The sequence below is a fragment of the Streptomyces sp. NBC_01439 genome, from assembly GCF_036227605.1.
In the GTDB taxonomy this organism is placed as follows: Bacteria; Actinomycetota; Actinomycetes; order Streptomycetales; family Streptomycetaceae; genus Streptomyces.
Genome location: NZ_CP109487.1, coordinates 3,720,068 through 3,736,622, shown reverse-complemented (window position 1 = coordinate 3,736,622; position 16,555 = coordinate 3,720,068). Strand labels below are relative to the sequence as shown.

At 69.0% G+C, this 16,555-nt stretch carries 13 protein-coding genes; 9 read left to right on the top strand and 4 right to left on the bottom strand.

Annotation, left to right across the window (positions count from 1 at the left end):
• The first annotated feature begins 32 nt into the window (after positions 1-32).
• Positions 33-272 (top strand): hypothetical protein, encoded by a 240-nt coding sequence (locus tag OG207_RS16190; protein WP_329107665.1) that lies wholly within the window; start codon positions 33-35, stop codon positions 270-272.
• Positions 273-365: 93 nt separating this feature from the next.
• Here the strand turns inward: OG207_RS16190 and OG207_RS16185 are convergent, their stop codons facing one another.
• The 4 genes from OG207_RS16185 to OG207_RS16170 form a co-directional block, all read right to left on the bottom strand.
• Positions 366-1,145: a succinate dehydrogenase/fumarate reductase iron-sulfur subunit gene (locus tag OG207_RS16185; RefSeq protein ID WP_329099244.1), complete on the bottom strand. Its 780-nt coding sequence runs from the start codon at positions 1,143-1,145 to the stop codon at positions 366-368.
• Positions 1,142-3,055, bottom strand: a complete 1,914-nt coding sequence (locus tag OG207_RS16180) for a fumarate reductase/succinate dehydrogenase flavoprotein subunit (RefSeq protein ID WP_329099242.1) — start codon at positions 3,053-3,055, stop codon at positions 1,142-1,144. Before OG207_RS16180 ends, OG207_RS16185 begins: the two co-directional genes overlap by 4 nt.
• Position 3,056: 1 nt before the next feature.
• A complete protein-coding gene (locus OG207_RS16175; RefSeq protein WP_329099241.1) occupies positions 3,057-3,881 on the bottom strand; it encodes a hypothetical protein in 825 nt (274 codons plus the stop codon).
• 102 nt (positions 3,882-3,983) lie between these two features.
• Positions 3,984-4,208 carry a hypothetical protein gene (locus OG207_RS16170; protein ID WP_329099240.1) on the bottom strand — a complete coding sequence of 75 codons (225 nt, stop codon included), beginning with the start codon at positions 4,206-4,208 and terminating at the stop codon, positions 3,984-3,986.
• Between the two features lie 345 nt (positions 4,209-4,553).
• Here OG207_RS16170 and OG207_RS16165 point away from each other — a divergent pair, with 345 nt between their 5' ends.
• The 8 genes from OG207_RS16165 to OG207_RS16130 all read left to right on the top strand — a co-directional run bounded on the left by OG207_RS16165 (position 4,554) and on the right by OG207_RS16130 (position 16,518).
• Entirely contained in the window at positions 4,554-6,875 is a 2,322-nt protein-coding gene (locus OG207_RS16165; protein WP_329099239.1) for an ABC transporter family substrate-binding protein, read from the top strand.
• A gap of 335 nt (positions 6,876-7,210) precedes the next feature.
• Entirely contained in the window at positions 7,211-9,115 is a 1,905-nt protein-coding gene (gene typA, locus OG207_RS16160; RefSeq protein WP_329099237.1) for a translational GTPase TypA, read from the top strand.
• 480 nt (positions 9,116-9,595) lie between these two features.
• The gene (locus OG207_RS16155; protein WP_329099235.1) at positions 9,596-11,245 is read left to right on the top strand and encodes a peptide ABC transporter substrate-binding protein; all 1,650 of its coding nucleotides are present in this window, start codon (positions 9,596-9,598) and stop codon (positions 11,243-11,245) included.
• Positions 11,246-11,442: 197 nt separating this feature from the next.
• Positions 11,443-12,369, top strand: coding sequence for an ABC transporter permease (locus tag OG207_RS16150; protein ID WP_030016617.1), 927 nt, complete (start codon positions 11,443-11,445; stop codon positions 12,367-12,369).
• 23 nt (positions 12,370-12,392) lie between these two features.
• A complete protein-coding gene (locus OG207_RS16145) occupies positions 12,393-13,316 on the top strand; it encodes an ABC transporter permease (protein ID WP_329099234.1) in 924 nt (307 codons plus the stop codon).
• Between the two features lie 9 nt (positions 13,317-13,325).
• Positions 13,326-14,417 (top strand): ABC transporter ATP-binding protein, encoded by a 1,092-nt coding sequence (locus tag OG207_RS16140; RefSeq protein ID WP_402695372.1) that lies wholly within the window; start codon positions 13,326-13,328, stop codon positions 14,415-14,417.
• On the top strand, positions 14,410-15,462 hold the full coding sequence (locus OG207_RS16135; protein WP_329099232.1) for an ABC transporter ATP-binding protein: 1,053 nt from the start codon (positions 14,410-14,412) through the stop codon (positions 15,460-15,462). Before OG207_RS16140 ends, OG207_RS16135 begins: the two co-directional genes overlap by 8 nt.
• Positions 15,463-15,591: 129 nt before the next feature.
• On the top strand, positions 15,592-16,518 hold the full coding sequence (locus OG207_RS16130; protein ID WP_329099231.1) for a GNAT family N-acetyltransferase: 927 nt from the start codon (positions 15,592-15,594) through the stop codon (positions 16,516-16,518).
• Positions 16,519-16,555: the final 37 nt, after the last annotated feature.

The following is a 16,555-nucleotide window of genomic DNA, read 5'->3' as shown; positions in this document are numbered from 1 at the left end:
TGACCGTCCCGCTCCCGCCTCGTTGGCAGGGCATGAAGAAGATCATCTCCGCCGCCGCGCTCGCCGTGGCCGCGCTCGCCCTCGCCACGCCCGCCCACGCCGACGACGACAGCAACTTCGGCGGCGGGGTCAACGCGGCCAACAACTGGAACTTCACCGCGGCCGCCGTCTGCCTCCAGGAGGTGGCCGTGGTCCCGGTGGCGGGAGACTGGGTGGGCGACCACACCAACAACTGCTCCAACGGCAACGTCATCGACCACTCCGGGCGCTGACCCCGCCGGGGGACGCCGCCGCCCGCACCCACGACGGCACGATCGCCGTGGGCGCGGGCGGCGGGACGTCCGGGATGTCCGGCACGTCCGGGACTACCGGGGGTCGGCGGACCGGCGGGCGATCTTGTTGCCCAGCCACACCAGCGGGTCGTACTTGCGGTCCACCGCCCGCTCCTTCAGCGGGATCAGCGCATTGTCGGTGATCTTGATGCCCTCCGGGCAGACCTCCGTACAGCACTTGGTGATGTTGCAGTAGCCGAGCCCGTGCTCCTCCTGCGCGGTGCGCTTGCGGTCCAGGCCCGCCCCCTGCGCCGCGTCCAGCGGGTGCATGTCCAGCTCCGCCACCCGCATCAGGAAGCGCGGGCCGGCGAAGGCGCCCTTGTTCTCCTCGTGGTCGCGCACCACGTGACAGGTGTCCTGGCACAAGAAGCACTCGATGCACTTCCTGAACTCCTGCGAGCGCTCCACGTCGATCTGCTGCATCCGGTACGCGCCCGGGGCCACCCCCTCCGGCGGTACGAAGGCCGGGACCTCCCGCGCCTTCGCGTAGTTGAAGGACACGTCCGTCACCAGGTCCCGGACGATCGGGAAGGCGCGCAGCGGGGTGACGGTGATCGTCTCGGACCGCTCGAAGGTCGACATGCGCGTCATGCACATCAGCCGCGGCCGGCCGTTGACCTCCGCACTGCACGAGCCGCACTTGCCCGCCTTGCAGTTCCAGCGCACCGCCAGGTCCGAGGCCTGGGTGGCCTGGAGCCGGTGGACGATGTCCAGGACCACCTCCCCGTCGTGCACCTCGACGGTGAAGTCCCGCAGTTCCCCGCCCTCCGCGTTGCCCCGCCAGATCCGGAAGCTCGCGTCGTACGCACTCATTGGTACAGCTCCTCTTCGGCGAGGTACTTGACCAGCTCTTCCTTCTCGAAGAGCGCGAGCAGGTCGGGACGGATGGGCTCGGTACGGGTCCGTTCGAGGGCGATCTTGTCGGCGGCCGGATCCGCCGGCACCGGGTCGACCGGCCGGCACAGCAGGTTCACCGGGCGCCAGCTGCGCTCCATCGACGGACAGTCCTCGCGGGTGTGCCCGCCCCGGCTCTCGGTGCGCTCCAGGGCCGCGCGGGCCACGCACTCGCTGACCAGCAGCATGTTCCGCAGGTCCAGGGCGAGGTGCCAGCCGGGGTTGAACTGCCGGTGCCCCTCGACACCGGCCCGGGAGGCCCGTACGCGCAGGGTCGCGAGCTTCTCCAACGCCTCGGTCATCTCGCCCGCGCGCCGGATGATGCCGACGAGGTCGTTCATCGTCGTCTGCAGTTCCTGGTGGAGCGTGTACGGGTTCTCCGCGCCCTCGGCGGCGTGGAAGGGGGCCAGCGCCTCCGTCGCCGCCGCGTCGACCTCCGACTGGGCGACCGCCGGGCGTCCGGCGGCGGCGGCGTACTGCGCCGCGTGCAGCCCGGCCCGCCGTCCGAAGACCAGCAGGTCGGAGAGGGAGTTGCCGCCGAGCCGGTTCGAGCCGTGCATCCCGCCCGCGACCTCGCCCGCCGCGAACAGCCCCGGCACCCCGACGGTGGCGGCGGACTCCGAGTCGACCGCGATCCCGCCCATCACGTAGTGGCAGGTCGGACCCACCTCCATCGGCTCCGCCGTGATGTCCACGTCCGCCAGCTCCTTGAACTGGTGGTACATCGACGGCAGCCGCCGCTTGATCCGCTCGGCCGGCATCCGGGTGGACACGTCGAGGAAGACCCCGCCGTGCGGTGAGCCGCGGCCCGCCTTCACCTCGGAGTTGATGGCCCGCGCCACCTCGTCGCGCGGCAGCAGCTCGGGCGGGCGCCGGTTGTGGTCCGGGTCCTCGTACCAGCGGTCGCCCTCCGCCTCCGACTCGGCGTACTTCTCCTTGAAGACGTCGGGGACGTAGTCGAACATGAACCGCTTGCCCTCGGAGTTGCGCAGCACTCCGCCGTCACCGCGCACGGACTCGGTGACGAGGATGCCCTTGACCGACGGCGGCCAGACCATGCCGGTCGGGTGGAACTGCACGAACTCCATGTTGAGCAGGGGCGCGCCCGCGAGCAGGGCCAGCGCGTGGCCGTCGCCCGTGTACTCCCAGGAGTTGGAGGTGGTCTTGAAGGACTTGCCGATCCCGCCCGTGGCCAGGACGACCGCCGGGGCCTCCAACACGAAGAACCGGCCGGACTCGCGCTCGTAGCAGAAGGCCCCCGAGACCCTCTCCCCGTCCTTCGGACCGTGATCCTTCAGAACCCTGGTGACCGTGCACTCCTGGAAGACCTTGAGCCGGGCCTCGTAGTCCCCGCACTCCTTGAAGTCCTCCTGCTGGAGGGCGACGATCTTCTGCTGGAGGGTGCGGATCAGTTCCAGGCCGGTACGGTCGCCGACGTGCGCGAGGCGCGGGTACTCGTGCCCGCCGAAGTTGCGCTGGGAGATCTTCCCGTCGGGCGTCCGGTCGAAGAGCGCGCCCCAGGTCTCCAGCTCCCAGACCCGGTCGGGGGCCTCCTTCGCGTGGAGTTCCGCCATCCGCCACTGGTTGAGGAACTTGCCCCCGCGCATGGTGTCGCGGAAGTGCACCTGCCAGTTGTCGCCCTCGTTGACGTTGCCCATGGAGGCAGCGATCCCGCCCTCCGCCATCACCGTATGGGCCTTGCCGAACAGGGACTTGCAGATCACGGCCGTACGGGCGCCGCGCTCACGGGCCTCGATCGCGGCCCGCAGCCCGGCGCCCCCGGCGCCGACCACGACCACGTCCCACTGCTGCCGTTCCACTTGAGCCATCTCAAAAGATCCTCGGGTCGGTGAAGGCGCCGCTGGCCAGCAGGTACACGTAGAAGTCGCACAGGGCCACGCTGATCAGGGAGGCCCACGCCAGTTGCATGTGGCGGGCGTTGAGCCGGCTGATCCAGCCCCAGAGCCGGTAGCGCACCGGGTGCTTCGAGAAGTGCTTGAGCCGGCCGCCCATGATGTGCCGGCAGGAGTGGCAGGACAGGGTGTAGGCCCAGATCAGCGTGATGTTGACCAGGAACAGCAGGGTCCCGAGGCCCATGTGGCCCCAGTCGTAGTGCTCGTCGCGGAAGGTCAGCACCGTGTCGTACGTGAGGATGCCCGCGACCGGGACCGCCGCGTAGAAGAAGTACCGGTGCGCGTTCTGGAGGATCAGCGGGAAGCGGGTTTCGCCGGTGTACCTCGTGTGCGGTTCGGCGACCGCACAGGCGGGCGGCGAGGCCCAGAAGCCCCGGTAGTAGGCCTTGCGGTAGTAGTAGCAGGTCAGCCGGAAGCCGAGCGGGAAGATCAGGATCAGCAGGGCGGGGGAGAGGCCCCACCAGCTGCCGAAGACCTCCCAGTTGGGCCCGCCCTTCATCGGGACGCAGTTCTCCGCGAGACACGGGGAGTAGAAGGGGGAGACGTACGGGGCCGCGTAGTAGTCGGCGTTCGCGAAGGCCCGCCAGGTCGAATAGACGATGAAGGCGAACAGCCCGGCCGCGGTGCCGGCGGGGGCCAGCCACCACCGGTCGGTCCGCAGGTGCCGGGCCGCGATCGCGGCCCGTGAGGCGTCGTGGACGCCGCCGGGCCGCTGCTGGGGTCGTTCCGTGCCTGTGGCCAAAGAAGACTCCGGGAGGAGTGGTGAAGGGTGCCCCGTCCGGCCCGGACGCGAACGGCCGGACCGGACGGGGCGCGGGTGGATGCGGGTCCGGGACAGGCTGCCTCAGGGGGCGCGGCGGTCGCGGGCGCCCAGGCCCTCGTCGTCGGAGTCCGTCCACAGGGAGCTGTCGTACGGGGTGTCCGGGACCGTCACCATCCGGGACGGGTCCGGACCCGTCGCCGTCGTCGACGGCTTCTGCCGGGCGGCCTGCTGCTCCAGCCGCTCGACCTTGCGCGTCAGCTCGTCCAGGTTGCGCCGTACGGCACTCAGATCGTCTTGCAGGGACATGACTTGCCCTCACTTCCGCCAGGTGCGGTGGCAACGCTCATGTGCGCCTGCGAGTGTCGCGCTTCCCGTCCCCCGTTGTGAAGGGACGTGCAGCGATTGCGGGCGCGCAGGCGTGAACCGTGCGCCCCTCCCTGCCCCCATTCTCATCCCTCTCCCGGGGGAACGCCTCCTGCGGCGCAAGCGGGATTGGTCCGCACGGGTGGGGTTCGCGGCGTGGCGAGAGGCGGCTGCGAGGGGTGCGGCGGACCGTCTATTTCAGTGGGTTCCGGCAACCGGTGTGATCAGCTCCATATACCGCCGAACGTGATCATGCTTCCCCCACGCCCCGCCCCGGAGGTACCACCCATGTCCCAGAGAAGGCGCAGGTCCTTGGCGCTCCTGACCTCGGGAGTCCTCGCACTGCCGCTGCTCACGGGCTGCGGCGCGGGTGACGACGAGGGCGGCCAGGCCGCCGCGGAACAGGACATCGCCACGACCACCCGCGACAAGGTCGCGGACGGGGGTGTGTTGCGCTGGGCGGTCGACGCGCTGCCGGACACCTTCAACACCTTCCAGGCCGACGCGGACGCCACCACCAACAGGATCGCCGGCGCCGTGCTGCCGCAGCTGTTCGTGCTGGACGCCAAGGGGCGGCCGGTGGTCAACCCGGACTACCTGGAGAAGGCCGAGGTCATCGAGCGGGAGCCGAAGCAGGTCGTCCAGTACAAGCTGAACCAGAAGGCGGTGTGGAGCGACGGGCGCGAGATCGGCGCCGCCGACTTCGTGGCGCAGTGGCGGGCCCTGAACGGCAAGGACTCGGCGTACTGGACGGCGCGCAACGCCGGCTACGACCGGATCGAGAAGATCGAGAAGGGCAAGACCGACCTGGAGGTCAGGGTCACCTTCAACAAGCCGTACGCCGACTGGCGCTCCCTCTTCACCCCGCTCTACCCCAAGCAGGTCACCGGCACCCCGGAGGCCTTCAACGAGGGCGTCCGCGGCGCCCTGAAGATCACCGCCGGACCCTTCGGGCTGAGCACGATCGACAAGAAGGCCGGGACCGCCGCCCTGACCCGCAACGCGCGCTGGTGGGGCCGTCCGGCCAAGCTGGACACGCTGGTCCTGACGGCGGTCCCGCGGGCCGAGCGCCCGGCGGCGCTGGCCGCCGGGAAGCTCGATCTGGCGGAGATCGACCGGGCCGGGGCCGACCGGATCGCACTGGCCCGCCGGGACGCGGCCGCCAAGAACGGCCCGGGCACGGGCGGCGCCCCGGCCCACGGCCCGGAGGCCGCGCTGACGCCGGCGCAGGCCACGCTGTCCTGGGCGACCGCCTTCGGGGCGGACGAGGACAAGGCCGCGGCGGAGACGGAGAGCCGCCAGAAGCACCTCGCCTCGGTCAAGCAGTACGCGGCCGAGCAGACGGCGCTGAAGGCCTTCACCGTGCGGAAGTCCCTGGAGCCGGCCTACACGCAGCTCGCGATGAACGGGGCCTCCGGCCCGTTGGCGGACGAGCGGGTGCGCCGGGCGGTGGCCCGGGCCCTGGACCGCAAGGCGCTGGCCGAAGTCGTGCTGGCGCCGCTCGGCCTGCCCGCGAAGCCGGTCGGCAGCCACCTGGCCCTGGCGGGGCAACGGGCGTACGCCGACAACAGCGACGCGCTCGGCGGCCTGGACCCCCGGGCGGCCCAGGCCCTGTTCGCGGACGCGGGCTGGCGCAAGGGCGGCAAGATCACCGAGCCCGCGGGCGCCAAGGCCGGCCCGGAGAGCGCGCCGCAGGACGACTCGAAGACCCCGTCGGGCCCGGGCACCGGGAACGACGGGCTCTACATCGTGGGCCAGGACGACGGGGCGGGCGGCGAGCCGCGGCCGGCGACCGCCGACCGCCCGAAGAGCGACACCGGTCCGGCGCAGGCCCAGGACGGGCCGTCCCCGGTGCTCGCCCCCGCCCCCTTCGGGGCCCAGCAGCAGGCGTCCCTGCTCGCCCAGGCGGCCCGGGTCGCCCGCACCGCCCGGGCGGAGGACGCCGACGACGGCAAGGGGGCCCCGGCCCGCGACGGAGACGGGGCCGACCCCGCCAAGGCCTCCCCGGCCCCGGCCCCCGCCAAGCAGCCCGTCCGCACCTCCGGCAACATGCTCGCCAAGGACGGCAAGGCGCTCAGCCTGCGCTTCGTCCTCCCGGCGGGCCCCGGCTCGGAGTCCTTGCGCGCGGTCGGCGAGCGGATCGCCGGGATGCTCCGCAAGGTCGGCGTGAACACCGAGACGATCAAGGTGGCCGACGCCAGCTTCTTCAAGGACCACATCGCCTCCGGCCAGTACGACCTGGCCCTGTACTCCTGGCCCGCGACGGCCTACCCGGCCACCGACGCCCGGCCCATCTTCGCCAAGCCGGAGCCGGCCGCGGACGGCTCGCTCCTCGTCGAACAGAACTACACGCGGGTCGGCACCGACCACATCGACCAGCTCTTCGACCAGGCGGTCGGTGAACTGGACGAGGAGCAGTCCCGTGAGCTGATGCGCAAGGCGGACGCCCGGATCTGGGCCGCGGCCGGCTCCATCCCCCTCTTCCAGCGCCCGGAGCTGGTGGCGGTCAAGCCGAGCCTCGCCAACGCCGGCGCCTTCGGCCTCGGCGCCCCCCGCTACCAGGACATCGGCTGGAAGAAGGCCCTGACCGCGAAGGACAAGAAGAAGTAGCGCGGGAGAAGAAGTGGTGAAAAAGCGGTGCCTGTCTGGTTGACCGCGGGGTCACAAGCTCAGATGTGACTCAAGTCCCTTGCCCGCCGGATCCCCCGGCGGGCAAGGTCGTGCGTACCCGTTGACCCGTGTGTTCACCAGCAGGAACGGCGGTCGAGGCACCCCACGCAGCGCTCGGCCGCACTCATTCATCCGGCCTCTTGACAGACCCCCCGGCGGGCGGTTCCCGCCGCGCGACGTACCATGGGGTAAGGCCGTGGCAGGTTTTCGCCCGGCCGAGGCGCGCGTGCCGGACCGTACGCGACGCCATCCACGATCCCGGGAGAAGCGCCGAAGTGCCCACGCGCCACGACATCCGTAACGTCGCCATCGTCGCCCACGTCGACCATGGCAAGACGACCATCGTCGATGCCATGCTCAAGCAGGCCGGTGCCTTCGCCGCCCACCAGCAGCTCGACGACCGCATGATGGACTCGAACGACCTGGAGCGTGAGAAGGGCATCACGATCCTCGCCAAGAACACGGCGGTGAAGTATCACCCCAAGGACGGCGGGGCCCCGATCACGATCAACATCATCGACACCCCCGGCCACGCCGACTTCGGTGGTGAGGTCGAGCGCGGTCTGTCGATGGTGGACGCCGTCGTTCTGCTGGTGGACGCCTCCGAGGGTCCGCTGCCCCAGACCCGCTTCGTCCTGCGCAAGGCCCTGCAGGCGAACATGCCGGTCATCCTCTGCATCAACAAGACGGACCGCCCGGACTCCCGGATCGACGAGGTCGTCAACGACACCTACGACCTGTTCCTGGACCTGGACGCCACCGAGGACCAGATCGAGTTCCCGATCGTCTACGCCTGCGGCCGTGACGGCATCGCCTCGCTGACCAAGCCGGAGGACGGCACCGTCCCCGCGGACAGCGACAGCCTGGAGCCGTTCTTCTCCACGATCCTGGAGCACGTCCCGGCCCCGACGTTCGACGAAGAGGCCCCGCTGCAGGCCCACGTCACCAACCTCGACGCCGACAACTTCCTCGGCCGCATCGCGCTGCTCCGCGTCGAGCAGGGCGAGCTGCGCAAGGGCCAGACGGTCGCGTGGATCAAGCGCGACGGCTCGATCTCCAACGTGCGCATCACCGAGCTGATGATGACCGAGGCGCTCACCCGCAAGCCGGCCGAGGTGGCGGGCCCGGGTGACATCTGCGCGGTCGCCGGTATCCCCGACATCATGATCGGTGAGACCCTGGCCGACCCGGAGAACCCGATCGCGCTCCCGCTGATCTCGGTCGACGAGCCGGCGATCTCCATGACCATCGGTACGAACACCTCCCCGATGGTCGGCCGCGGCGGCACCGGCAAGGGCGCGGACGCCAAGTCCGCGGTCAAGGACCGCAAGGTCACCGCCCGCCAGGTCAAGGACCGCCTGGACCGCGAGCTGATCGGTAACGTCTCGCTCCGCGTCCTCGAGACCGAGCGTCCGGACGCCTGGGAGGTCCAGGGCCGCGGTGAGCTCGCGCTCGCCATTCTGGTCGAGCAGATGCGCCGCGAGGGCTTCGAGCTCACCATCGGCAAGCCGCAGGTCGTCACGCAGGAGATCGACGGCAAGGTGCACGAGCCGGTCGAGCGCATGACGGTCGACGTCCCCGAGGAGCACATGGGCGCGGTCACGCAGCTCATGGGCGTCCGCAAGGGCCGCATGGACAACATGTCGAACCACGGCTCCGGCTGGGTCCGCATGGAGTTCGTCGTCCCGTCGCGCGGCCTCATCGGCTTCCGTACGGAGTTCCTGACGAACACCCGCGGTACGGGCATCGCCCACTCGATCCACGAGGGCCACGAGCCGTGGTTCGGCCAGCTGGTGACCCGTAACAACGGCTCCCTGGTCGCCGACCGCTCCGGTGCGGTCACGCCGTTCGCCATGATCAACCTGCAGGAGCGCGGCGTCCTGTTCACCGAGCCCGGTACCGAGGTGTACGAGGGCATGATCGTCGGCGAGAACTCGCGCTCCGACGACATGGACGTGAACATCACCAAGGAGAAGAAGCTCACCAACATGCGTGCGGCTTCCGCGGACAACACGGAGAACGTGATCCCGCCGCGCAAGCTGTCGCTGGAGCAGTCCCTGGAGTTCTGCCGCGACGACGAGTGCGTCGAGGTGACCCCCGAGGCCGTCCGCATCCGCAAGGTCGTCCTGGACCAGAAGGAGCGCTCGCGCACCGCGTCGCGCGCCAAGTCCGCCAAGTAGGCCAAGTAGCAACAGCCGTACGGCCGTTCGCCCGGGTTTGCTCGGGCCGCGGCCACGGCGGGCACAGCCGGCCGCAGGGCCCTGGTCGTGCAACAGCCCCTCCCTTCACGGAGTCCGTGAAGGGAGGGGCTGTTCGCTTGTGTCAAGCGGATTTTTGCGTTCAGGTGTCCGCATACCGACCGTGACGCTCCGGAAGATGAGCCAACCGTCCGTTTCGCACGTGTCTGTCTCCTATCCGTTTGTCCGGATTTCGGGTTTCTGACGCGGATCGATGTTGTGAAAACGAGACCACTTAAGTGTGGTTTACGGCCTGACCGTCCCTGAGGATGGCTCCATTGAGCTCGGGTCAATGGGTCACGCGATGTGGGGATCGCGCCGACTCACGAGCACACTATGGGCACGGAAATGCTCGCCGTCAGGGGTGTCGGCGAGGTTTTTTTGCCCCTCAAGTCGATCAGTGGACTCATGAGGAGGAAACCCATGCGCGGTGCCAAGAGCGCCAAGTGGGTCGTGGGCGCGGTTGTCGTCGCCCTGGCCGCTACCGCCTGTGGCGGCGGTGACGGTGACAAGGACAAGGGCAGCGCCGACGGTGGCGTGTTCCGGCTCGGTAGCACGGAGCCGGACACCATCGACCCGGGGCGTGCCCACGAGTCCACCGGCGTCCTGCTGGCCAACGCCCTGTTCACCGGCCTGTACGGCAACACGCCGGACGGCCTGGCCGAGCCCGCGCTCGCCGAGTCGGCGACGTCGGACGAGGGTTGCCTGTCCTGGACCTTCAAGATCAAGCCGGACACCAAGTTCTCCAACGGCGAGGTCGTCGACGCCGAGTCGTTCGCCCGTGGTTGGGCCCGTGCCGCGCACAAGGCCGCCGCGTCCGACGTGGCGTACCACTTCGCCGGCATCAAGGGTTACGAGCAGCTGCAGGACGGCTCCGCCAAGACCTTCTCCGGTGTCACCACGCCGGACCCGACCACCATCAAGGTGGACCTGGCCAAGGCGGACTGCGAGTTCGTCCTGAAGACGGCGCACAACGCCTACAGCCCGGTCCCGAAGGTCGCCAAGGTCGGCGAAGAGGACAAGGCGTTCGGCGAGGCCCCCATCGGTAACGGTCCGTTCAAGATGGACGGCACGTGGGAGCACAACAAGGCGATCAACCTCGTCCGTAACGACACCTACGGGCTGGAGAAGGCGTCCCTGGGCAAGGTCCAGGTCACCCTCCTCAACGACAAGACCGCGCACCAGCTCGAGTACGACGGCTTCCAGGCCGGCACCTTCGACTACGCGCACATCCCGACGCCGATGCTGAAGACGGCCGAGGCGAAGTACAAGGCGCAGAACAAGTGGTTCGCCAAGGACACCAACGGCATGAACTTCGTTCTGCCGATCGGTGACAACGGGCCGACGAACAACAAGGACGCCCGTCTGGCGATCTCCTACGCGATCGACCGTCAGGCCATCGCCAAGGGTGTCTTCCAGGGCTTCCAGACCCCGTCGACCACCATCGTGCCGCCGTCGTTCCCGAAGGCGTACCAGAAGGACCTGTGCACCTCCTGCATCAAGCAGGACGTCGCCAAGGCCAAGGAGCACGCCGAAAAGGGCGGCCTGAAGCCGGGTACCGAGATCAAGTTCAGCTTCAACACCGGTGCGGGCCACGAAGAGTGGGTCCAGGCCATCGCGAAGCAGCTCGAGGACGTCCTCGGCGTCAAGGTCAAGCTGGACGGCAAGGACTTCCCGGGCATGCTCAAGGAGCAGCAGGGCACCGGCGCCACGGGCATCTACCGCTTCGCGTGGGGCGCGGACTACCCGACCCCGGAGAACTTCCTGTTCCCGCTGCTGCACTCGGCCTCGATGAACAAGGACGCCGAGGGCAACGTGGCCGGTGACAACCGCGTCCGTTACAACAACCCCGAGTTCGACAAGCTGATCGACACGGCCCGCGCCACCAAGGACGAGGCCGCTCGCATCGCGATGTACAAGCAGGCCGAGAAGATGGCCATGGAGGACATGGCCCTCATCCCGACCTTCAACCGTTCCCAGTTCCGCCTGATGGCGACGGACAAGTTCAACGGTCTGGACGACATCAACTTCAACGAGGACCCGATCCTCGAGAAGATCTCGCTCAAGAAGTAATCGGTTCGGACGGTATATCCGTCAGGAGCGAACGCGCCGCGGCCCCCGGGTGACCGGTGGGCCGCGGCCTCGCTCGGCAGGCCGTTCTTACTTCGGCACCCCTCACATCCGCGGGCAATCCCCGCAGGCCGAGAGCCGACCCGTTCCTTGGGTCGGAGGCCGCTGCTCCCAGAAGCGGCCAGGTAGAGAGGCAAAACATGGGAAGGTACGTCGCCCGTCGCCTCGGGCAGATGGTCATAGTCCTCATCGGCGCGACCATGGTTCTGTTCGCGTGTCTGTTCGTTCTCCCCGGTGATCCCGTGGGTTCGATCGCGGGCAGCGACAAGGCACGTGACCCTGCAGTGGTCGCGGAACTCAAGGAGCGTTACGGGCTCGACAAGTCGCTGCCCGAGCAGTACGTGAACTATGTCGCGAAGGTCGCGACCGGAGACCTCGGTGAGGACTTCATCCAGCGGCGCGAGGTTTCCGAAATCCTCGGCCCGAAGCTGCAGAACACCGCGAAGCTGGCCCTGCTGGCCATCGTTCTCGTCACGGCGTTCGGTATGGGCGTGGGCATCATCTCCGCGCTCTACAGATACAGCATGCTGGACATGACCACGACATTTTTTACGACGATGGCGGTCGGTTTCCCGACCTTCGTCATCGGCATGCTGCTCAAGAAGTACTTTGCCGTGGAACTCCAGTGGTTCCCGCCGATCGGCGGTGACCAGCTCAACGGCATGATCCTTCCTGCAGTGACCCTCGCCATCACCGACATCGCCTTCGTCGCCCGCCTGACCCGCGGCACGATGCTCGAGGTGCTGCGCGCGGACTACGTGAAGACGGCCGTGGCCAAGGGCCTTCCGCGCCGGCGCGTGCTGTTCAAGCACGTCCTGCGCAACTCGTCCATCCCCGTGGTCACCTACCTGGGCATCTCCTTCGGCGGACTCCTCGGCGGTGCGCTCATCACCGAGGCGATCTTCAACTGGGACGGTGTCGGTCTGGCACTGGTTCAGGCGATTCAGCAGCAGAACAACCCGATCGTGATCGGCGTCGTGACGTACAGCGTCGCCATCTTCGTCGTCCTCAGCCTCATCGTGGACCTGCTGTACGCGGCCCTCGACCCGCGTATCCGCCTCAGCTGACCGCCCCCAAGGAGGATTTCCTCATGTCTGAGCTCGCAACGAGCCCGGCGATCGGGGACGAGAACCCCGTGTCGTCCGCTTCGGCCAAGGCCGAACCCGCCCCCAAACAACTGAGCCAGTGGGGCGAGATCCGCCACCGCTTCGTTCAGAACAAGCTGGCCGTCGTCGGCCTCGTGATCATCTGCCTGCTGTTCCTGACCGCCATCTTCGGGGACATGCTCGCCCCGTTCGACCCCGGCGCGCAGGACCTGGAGAACACCCTCGCGGCGCCCAACGGAACCCACTGGATGGGTACCGACGCCCTGGGCCGCGACCAGTTCTCGCGCCTCATAGCCGGTACCCGCGTGGCCATGTTCGTCGGCCTCGCCTCGATCTTCTTCGCGGTGCTGATCGGTGTCATCCTCGGCGCCATCGCCGGCTACTTCCCCGGCTTCGCCGACACCCTGGTCATGCGCATCGCGGACGTCTTCCTCGCGTTCCCGCTGATGATCGGTGCCATCGTCATCATCCTGGTCACCGGACGCGGCATCACCCCGGTGATCATCTCGCTCGCCATCTTCTCGTGGGCCACCGTGGCCAGGCTCCTGCGCAGCTCGATCCTGTCCGTGCGCGAGATGGACTACGTCCATGCGGCCAAGGCGCTGGGCGCCAGCGGCTGGCGCGTCGTCCGCACGCACATCCTGCCCAACTCGCTGACCGCCGTGCTGGTCTACGCGACCTTCAACGTCGGCACCACGATCGTCGGCGTAGCGGCGCTCTCCTTCCTCGGCGCCGGCGTTCCCGTCGACGTCCCCGAGTGGGGCAACATGCTCGCGGCCGGCCAGGGCTTCATCGGCGTCAGCGACTACCTGTGGTACTTCCCCAGCCTCTTCGTCGTCGTCACCGTGCTCGGCTTCGCCTTCGTCGGCGACGGCCTGCGCGACGCGCTCGACCCGAAGCTCCGGTAGGGCCGCCCGATGCCCCGAGACAACATCAGCAAGCAGGACGAAGGTGGCGGCGTGACCACGTCGGAGATTCTCAGCGTTGCGGAGACGGGCGGCGGATCCGCCGTGCCGCTGCTGGAGGTGGACAACCTCCAGGTCGAGTTCAAGACGCGTGACGGGGTCGCCAAGGCCGTCAACGGCGTGAGCTACAGCGTCAGCGCCGGCGAGACCCTCGCCGTGCTCGGCGAGTCCGGCTCCGGCAAGTCCGTCACCGCGCAGGCGATCATGGGCATTCTCGACAGCCCGCCCGGACGGGTCGCCGGTGGCGAGGTGCGCTTCCACGGCAAGGACATCCTCAAGATGTCCGACGAGGAGCGCCGCAAGCTCCGCGGCGACAAGATGGCGATGATCTTCCAGGACGCGCTGTCCTCCCTGAACCCGGTCTACTCGGTGGGCGACCAGCTCGGCGAGATGTTCCGGGTCCACCGGGGCATGTCCAAGAAGGACTCGAAGCGCAAGGCCGTCGAGCTCATGGATCGCGTGAAGATCCCCGCCGCCAAGGCGCGCGTGGGTGACTACCCGCACCAGTTCTCCGGCGGCATGCGCCAGCGCATCATGATCGCCATGGCGCTGGCCCTGGAGCCCGACCTGATCATCGCGGACGAGCCGACCACGGCCCTCGACGTGACGGTCCAGGCACAGGTCATGGACCTGCTCGCGGAGCTCCAGAGCGAGATGAACATGGGCCTGATCCTGATCACCCACGACCTCGGCGTCGTCGCCGACGTCGCGGACAAGATCGCGGTCATGTACGCGGGCCGGATCGTCGAGACCGCTCCGGTCCACGAGATCTACAAGCGCCCCTCCCACCCGTACACCCGCGGCCTGCTGGACTCGATCCCGCGCCTGGACCAGAAGGGCCAGGAGCTCTACGCGATCAAGGGTCTGCCGCCCAACCTGCTCCGCATCCCGACGGGTTGCGCCTTCAGCCCCCGCTGCCCCAAGGCGCAGGACATCTGCCGCACCGAGATCCCGGTGCTGCACCCGGTCACCGAGCAGGACGGCACCGAACTGCCCGGCCGCGGCAGCGCGTGCCACTTCTGGAAGGACCAGATCCATGGCTGAGCTCACCAAGAACGCCACCGAGCGCGAGCCGATCCTCCAGGTCCGTAACCTGGTCAAGCACTTCCCGCTGACCCAGGGAATCCTGTTCAAGAAGCAGGTCGGCGCGGTCAAGGCGGTCGACGGGGTCTCCTTCGACCTCTACCAGGGCGAGACCCTCGGCATCGTCGGCGAGTCCGGCTGTGGCAAGTCCACGGTCGCCAAGCTCCTGATGAACCTGGAGCGGGCGACCGCCGGCGAGGTCTTCTACAAGGGCCAGGACATCAGCAAGCTGTCCGGCCGTGCCCTGAAGGCCGTGCGCCGCAACATCCAGATGGTCTTCCAGGACCCGTACACGTCGCTGAACCCGCGCATGACGGTCGGCGACATCATCGGGGAGCCCTTCGAGATCCACCCCGAGGTGGCTCCCAAGGGCAACCGTCGGCAGAAGGTCCAGGAGCTCCTGGACGTCGTCGGTCTGAACCCGGAGTACATCAACCGGTACCCGCACCAGTTCTCCGGCGGCCAGCGCCAGCGCATCGGCATCGCCCGCGGCCTCGCGCTGCAGCCGGAGATCATCATCTGCGACGAGCCGGTCTCCGCGCTCGACGTGTCGGTGCAGGCCCAGGTCATCAACCTGATGGAGAAGCTGCAGGACGAGTTCAACCTCTCCTACCTCTTCATCGCGCACGACCTCTCGATCGTCCGGCACATCTCGGACCGCGTGGGCGTCATGTACCTGGGCAAGATGGCCGAGATCGGCTCCGACGCCGAGATCTACGAGCACCCGACCCACCCGTACACCCAGGCGCTGCTCTCCGCCGTCCCGGTCCCGGACCCGGACGCGCGCGAGGGCCGCGAGCGGATCATCCTTACCGGCGACGTCCCGTCCCCGGCCAACCCGCCGTCGGGCTGCCGCTTCCGCACCCGCTGCTGGAAGGCCCAGGACAAGTGCTCCACCGAGGAGCCGCTGCTGGCGATCCCGGAGCGCTTCAAGGGCGTGAACACCCTGGCCGCGCACGAGTCCGCGTGCCACTTCGCCGAGGAGAAGGCCATCCTGGCCGTCTGACCGACGCGTTGCTCGCGAACGGCTGGTCCCCGGTGCCCCACGGCGCCGGGGACCAGCCGTTTTCGTCGCCGGTCCGGGGTCCTCGGGAAACCGCTTGCGCCCCCGGAGCCGTGGACGGAGAGTGACGGCATGATCCTCACCGTACGGCCCGCCGGGCCCGGGGACGCGTCCGACATCTGCGCCCTGCTCAATGCCGTCGACCTGATCGAGATCGGTCGCCCGGAGACCGATCTGGGCACCGTCGAGTCCGACCTCAACGCCCCCGACGTGGACCTGTCCACCGATTCCTGGCTCGCCTTCCAGGACGGAAGGCTCGTCGCCTACGCCCTGGTCTGGGCGGACTCCGGCCCGGGGCGCGTCGACGGTGACCACTACGTGCTGCCCGGCCACCACGAGGCGGCCGACCTGCTGCTCCAGCGCATGGAGGCCCGGGCCCGGGAGCTGACCGGCGGTCAGGGAGTCCTGAGGCTCCAGCTCAACGTGGAGCCCACCCTCGACCTGGCCCTCCTCGCCGGGCGCGGCTACCGCACCATCCGCCGCTACCAGGTCATGACCCGCTCCCTGTCCCCGGCAGCCGACCCGGCGCCGCCCCCGCCGGCCGGACTCACCCTGCGGCACTGCGCCGACGACGAGGGCGACCGCCACCGGGCCCACGCCCTGATCGAGCGGACCTTCGCCGCGCACTTCGGCCATGTGGACCGCCCGTACGAGACCTGGCTGGACCACATGGACGGCCGGGGGCTCGACTGGTCGCTGGTGTGGATCGCGAGCCTGCCCGGCCACGGCGACGCGGCCGTGCTGCTCACCCGGGACGACCGTACGAGCATGGCCTGGGTCAGCCACATCGGCGTGGCCGAGGAGGTGCGCGGCCGGGGCGTCGGCGGTTTCCTGCTCCGCCACTGCTTCGCCGTCTACGCGGAGCGCGGCCGGGACTGCGTGGGCCTCGGCGTGGACACCCGCAACGAGACCGGCGCGCTCGCGCTGTACGAGGCGCACGGCATGGGCCTGCACTACGCGGTCGACTCGTGGGAGCTTTCCTTGCACCCCCAGGGGTGACAGGGGCGTGACGCGCGGGTGCAATCGGTCCAACCGG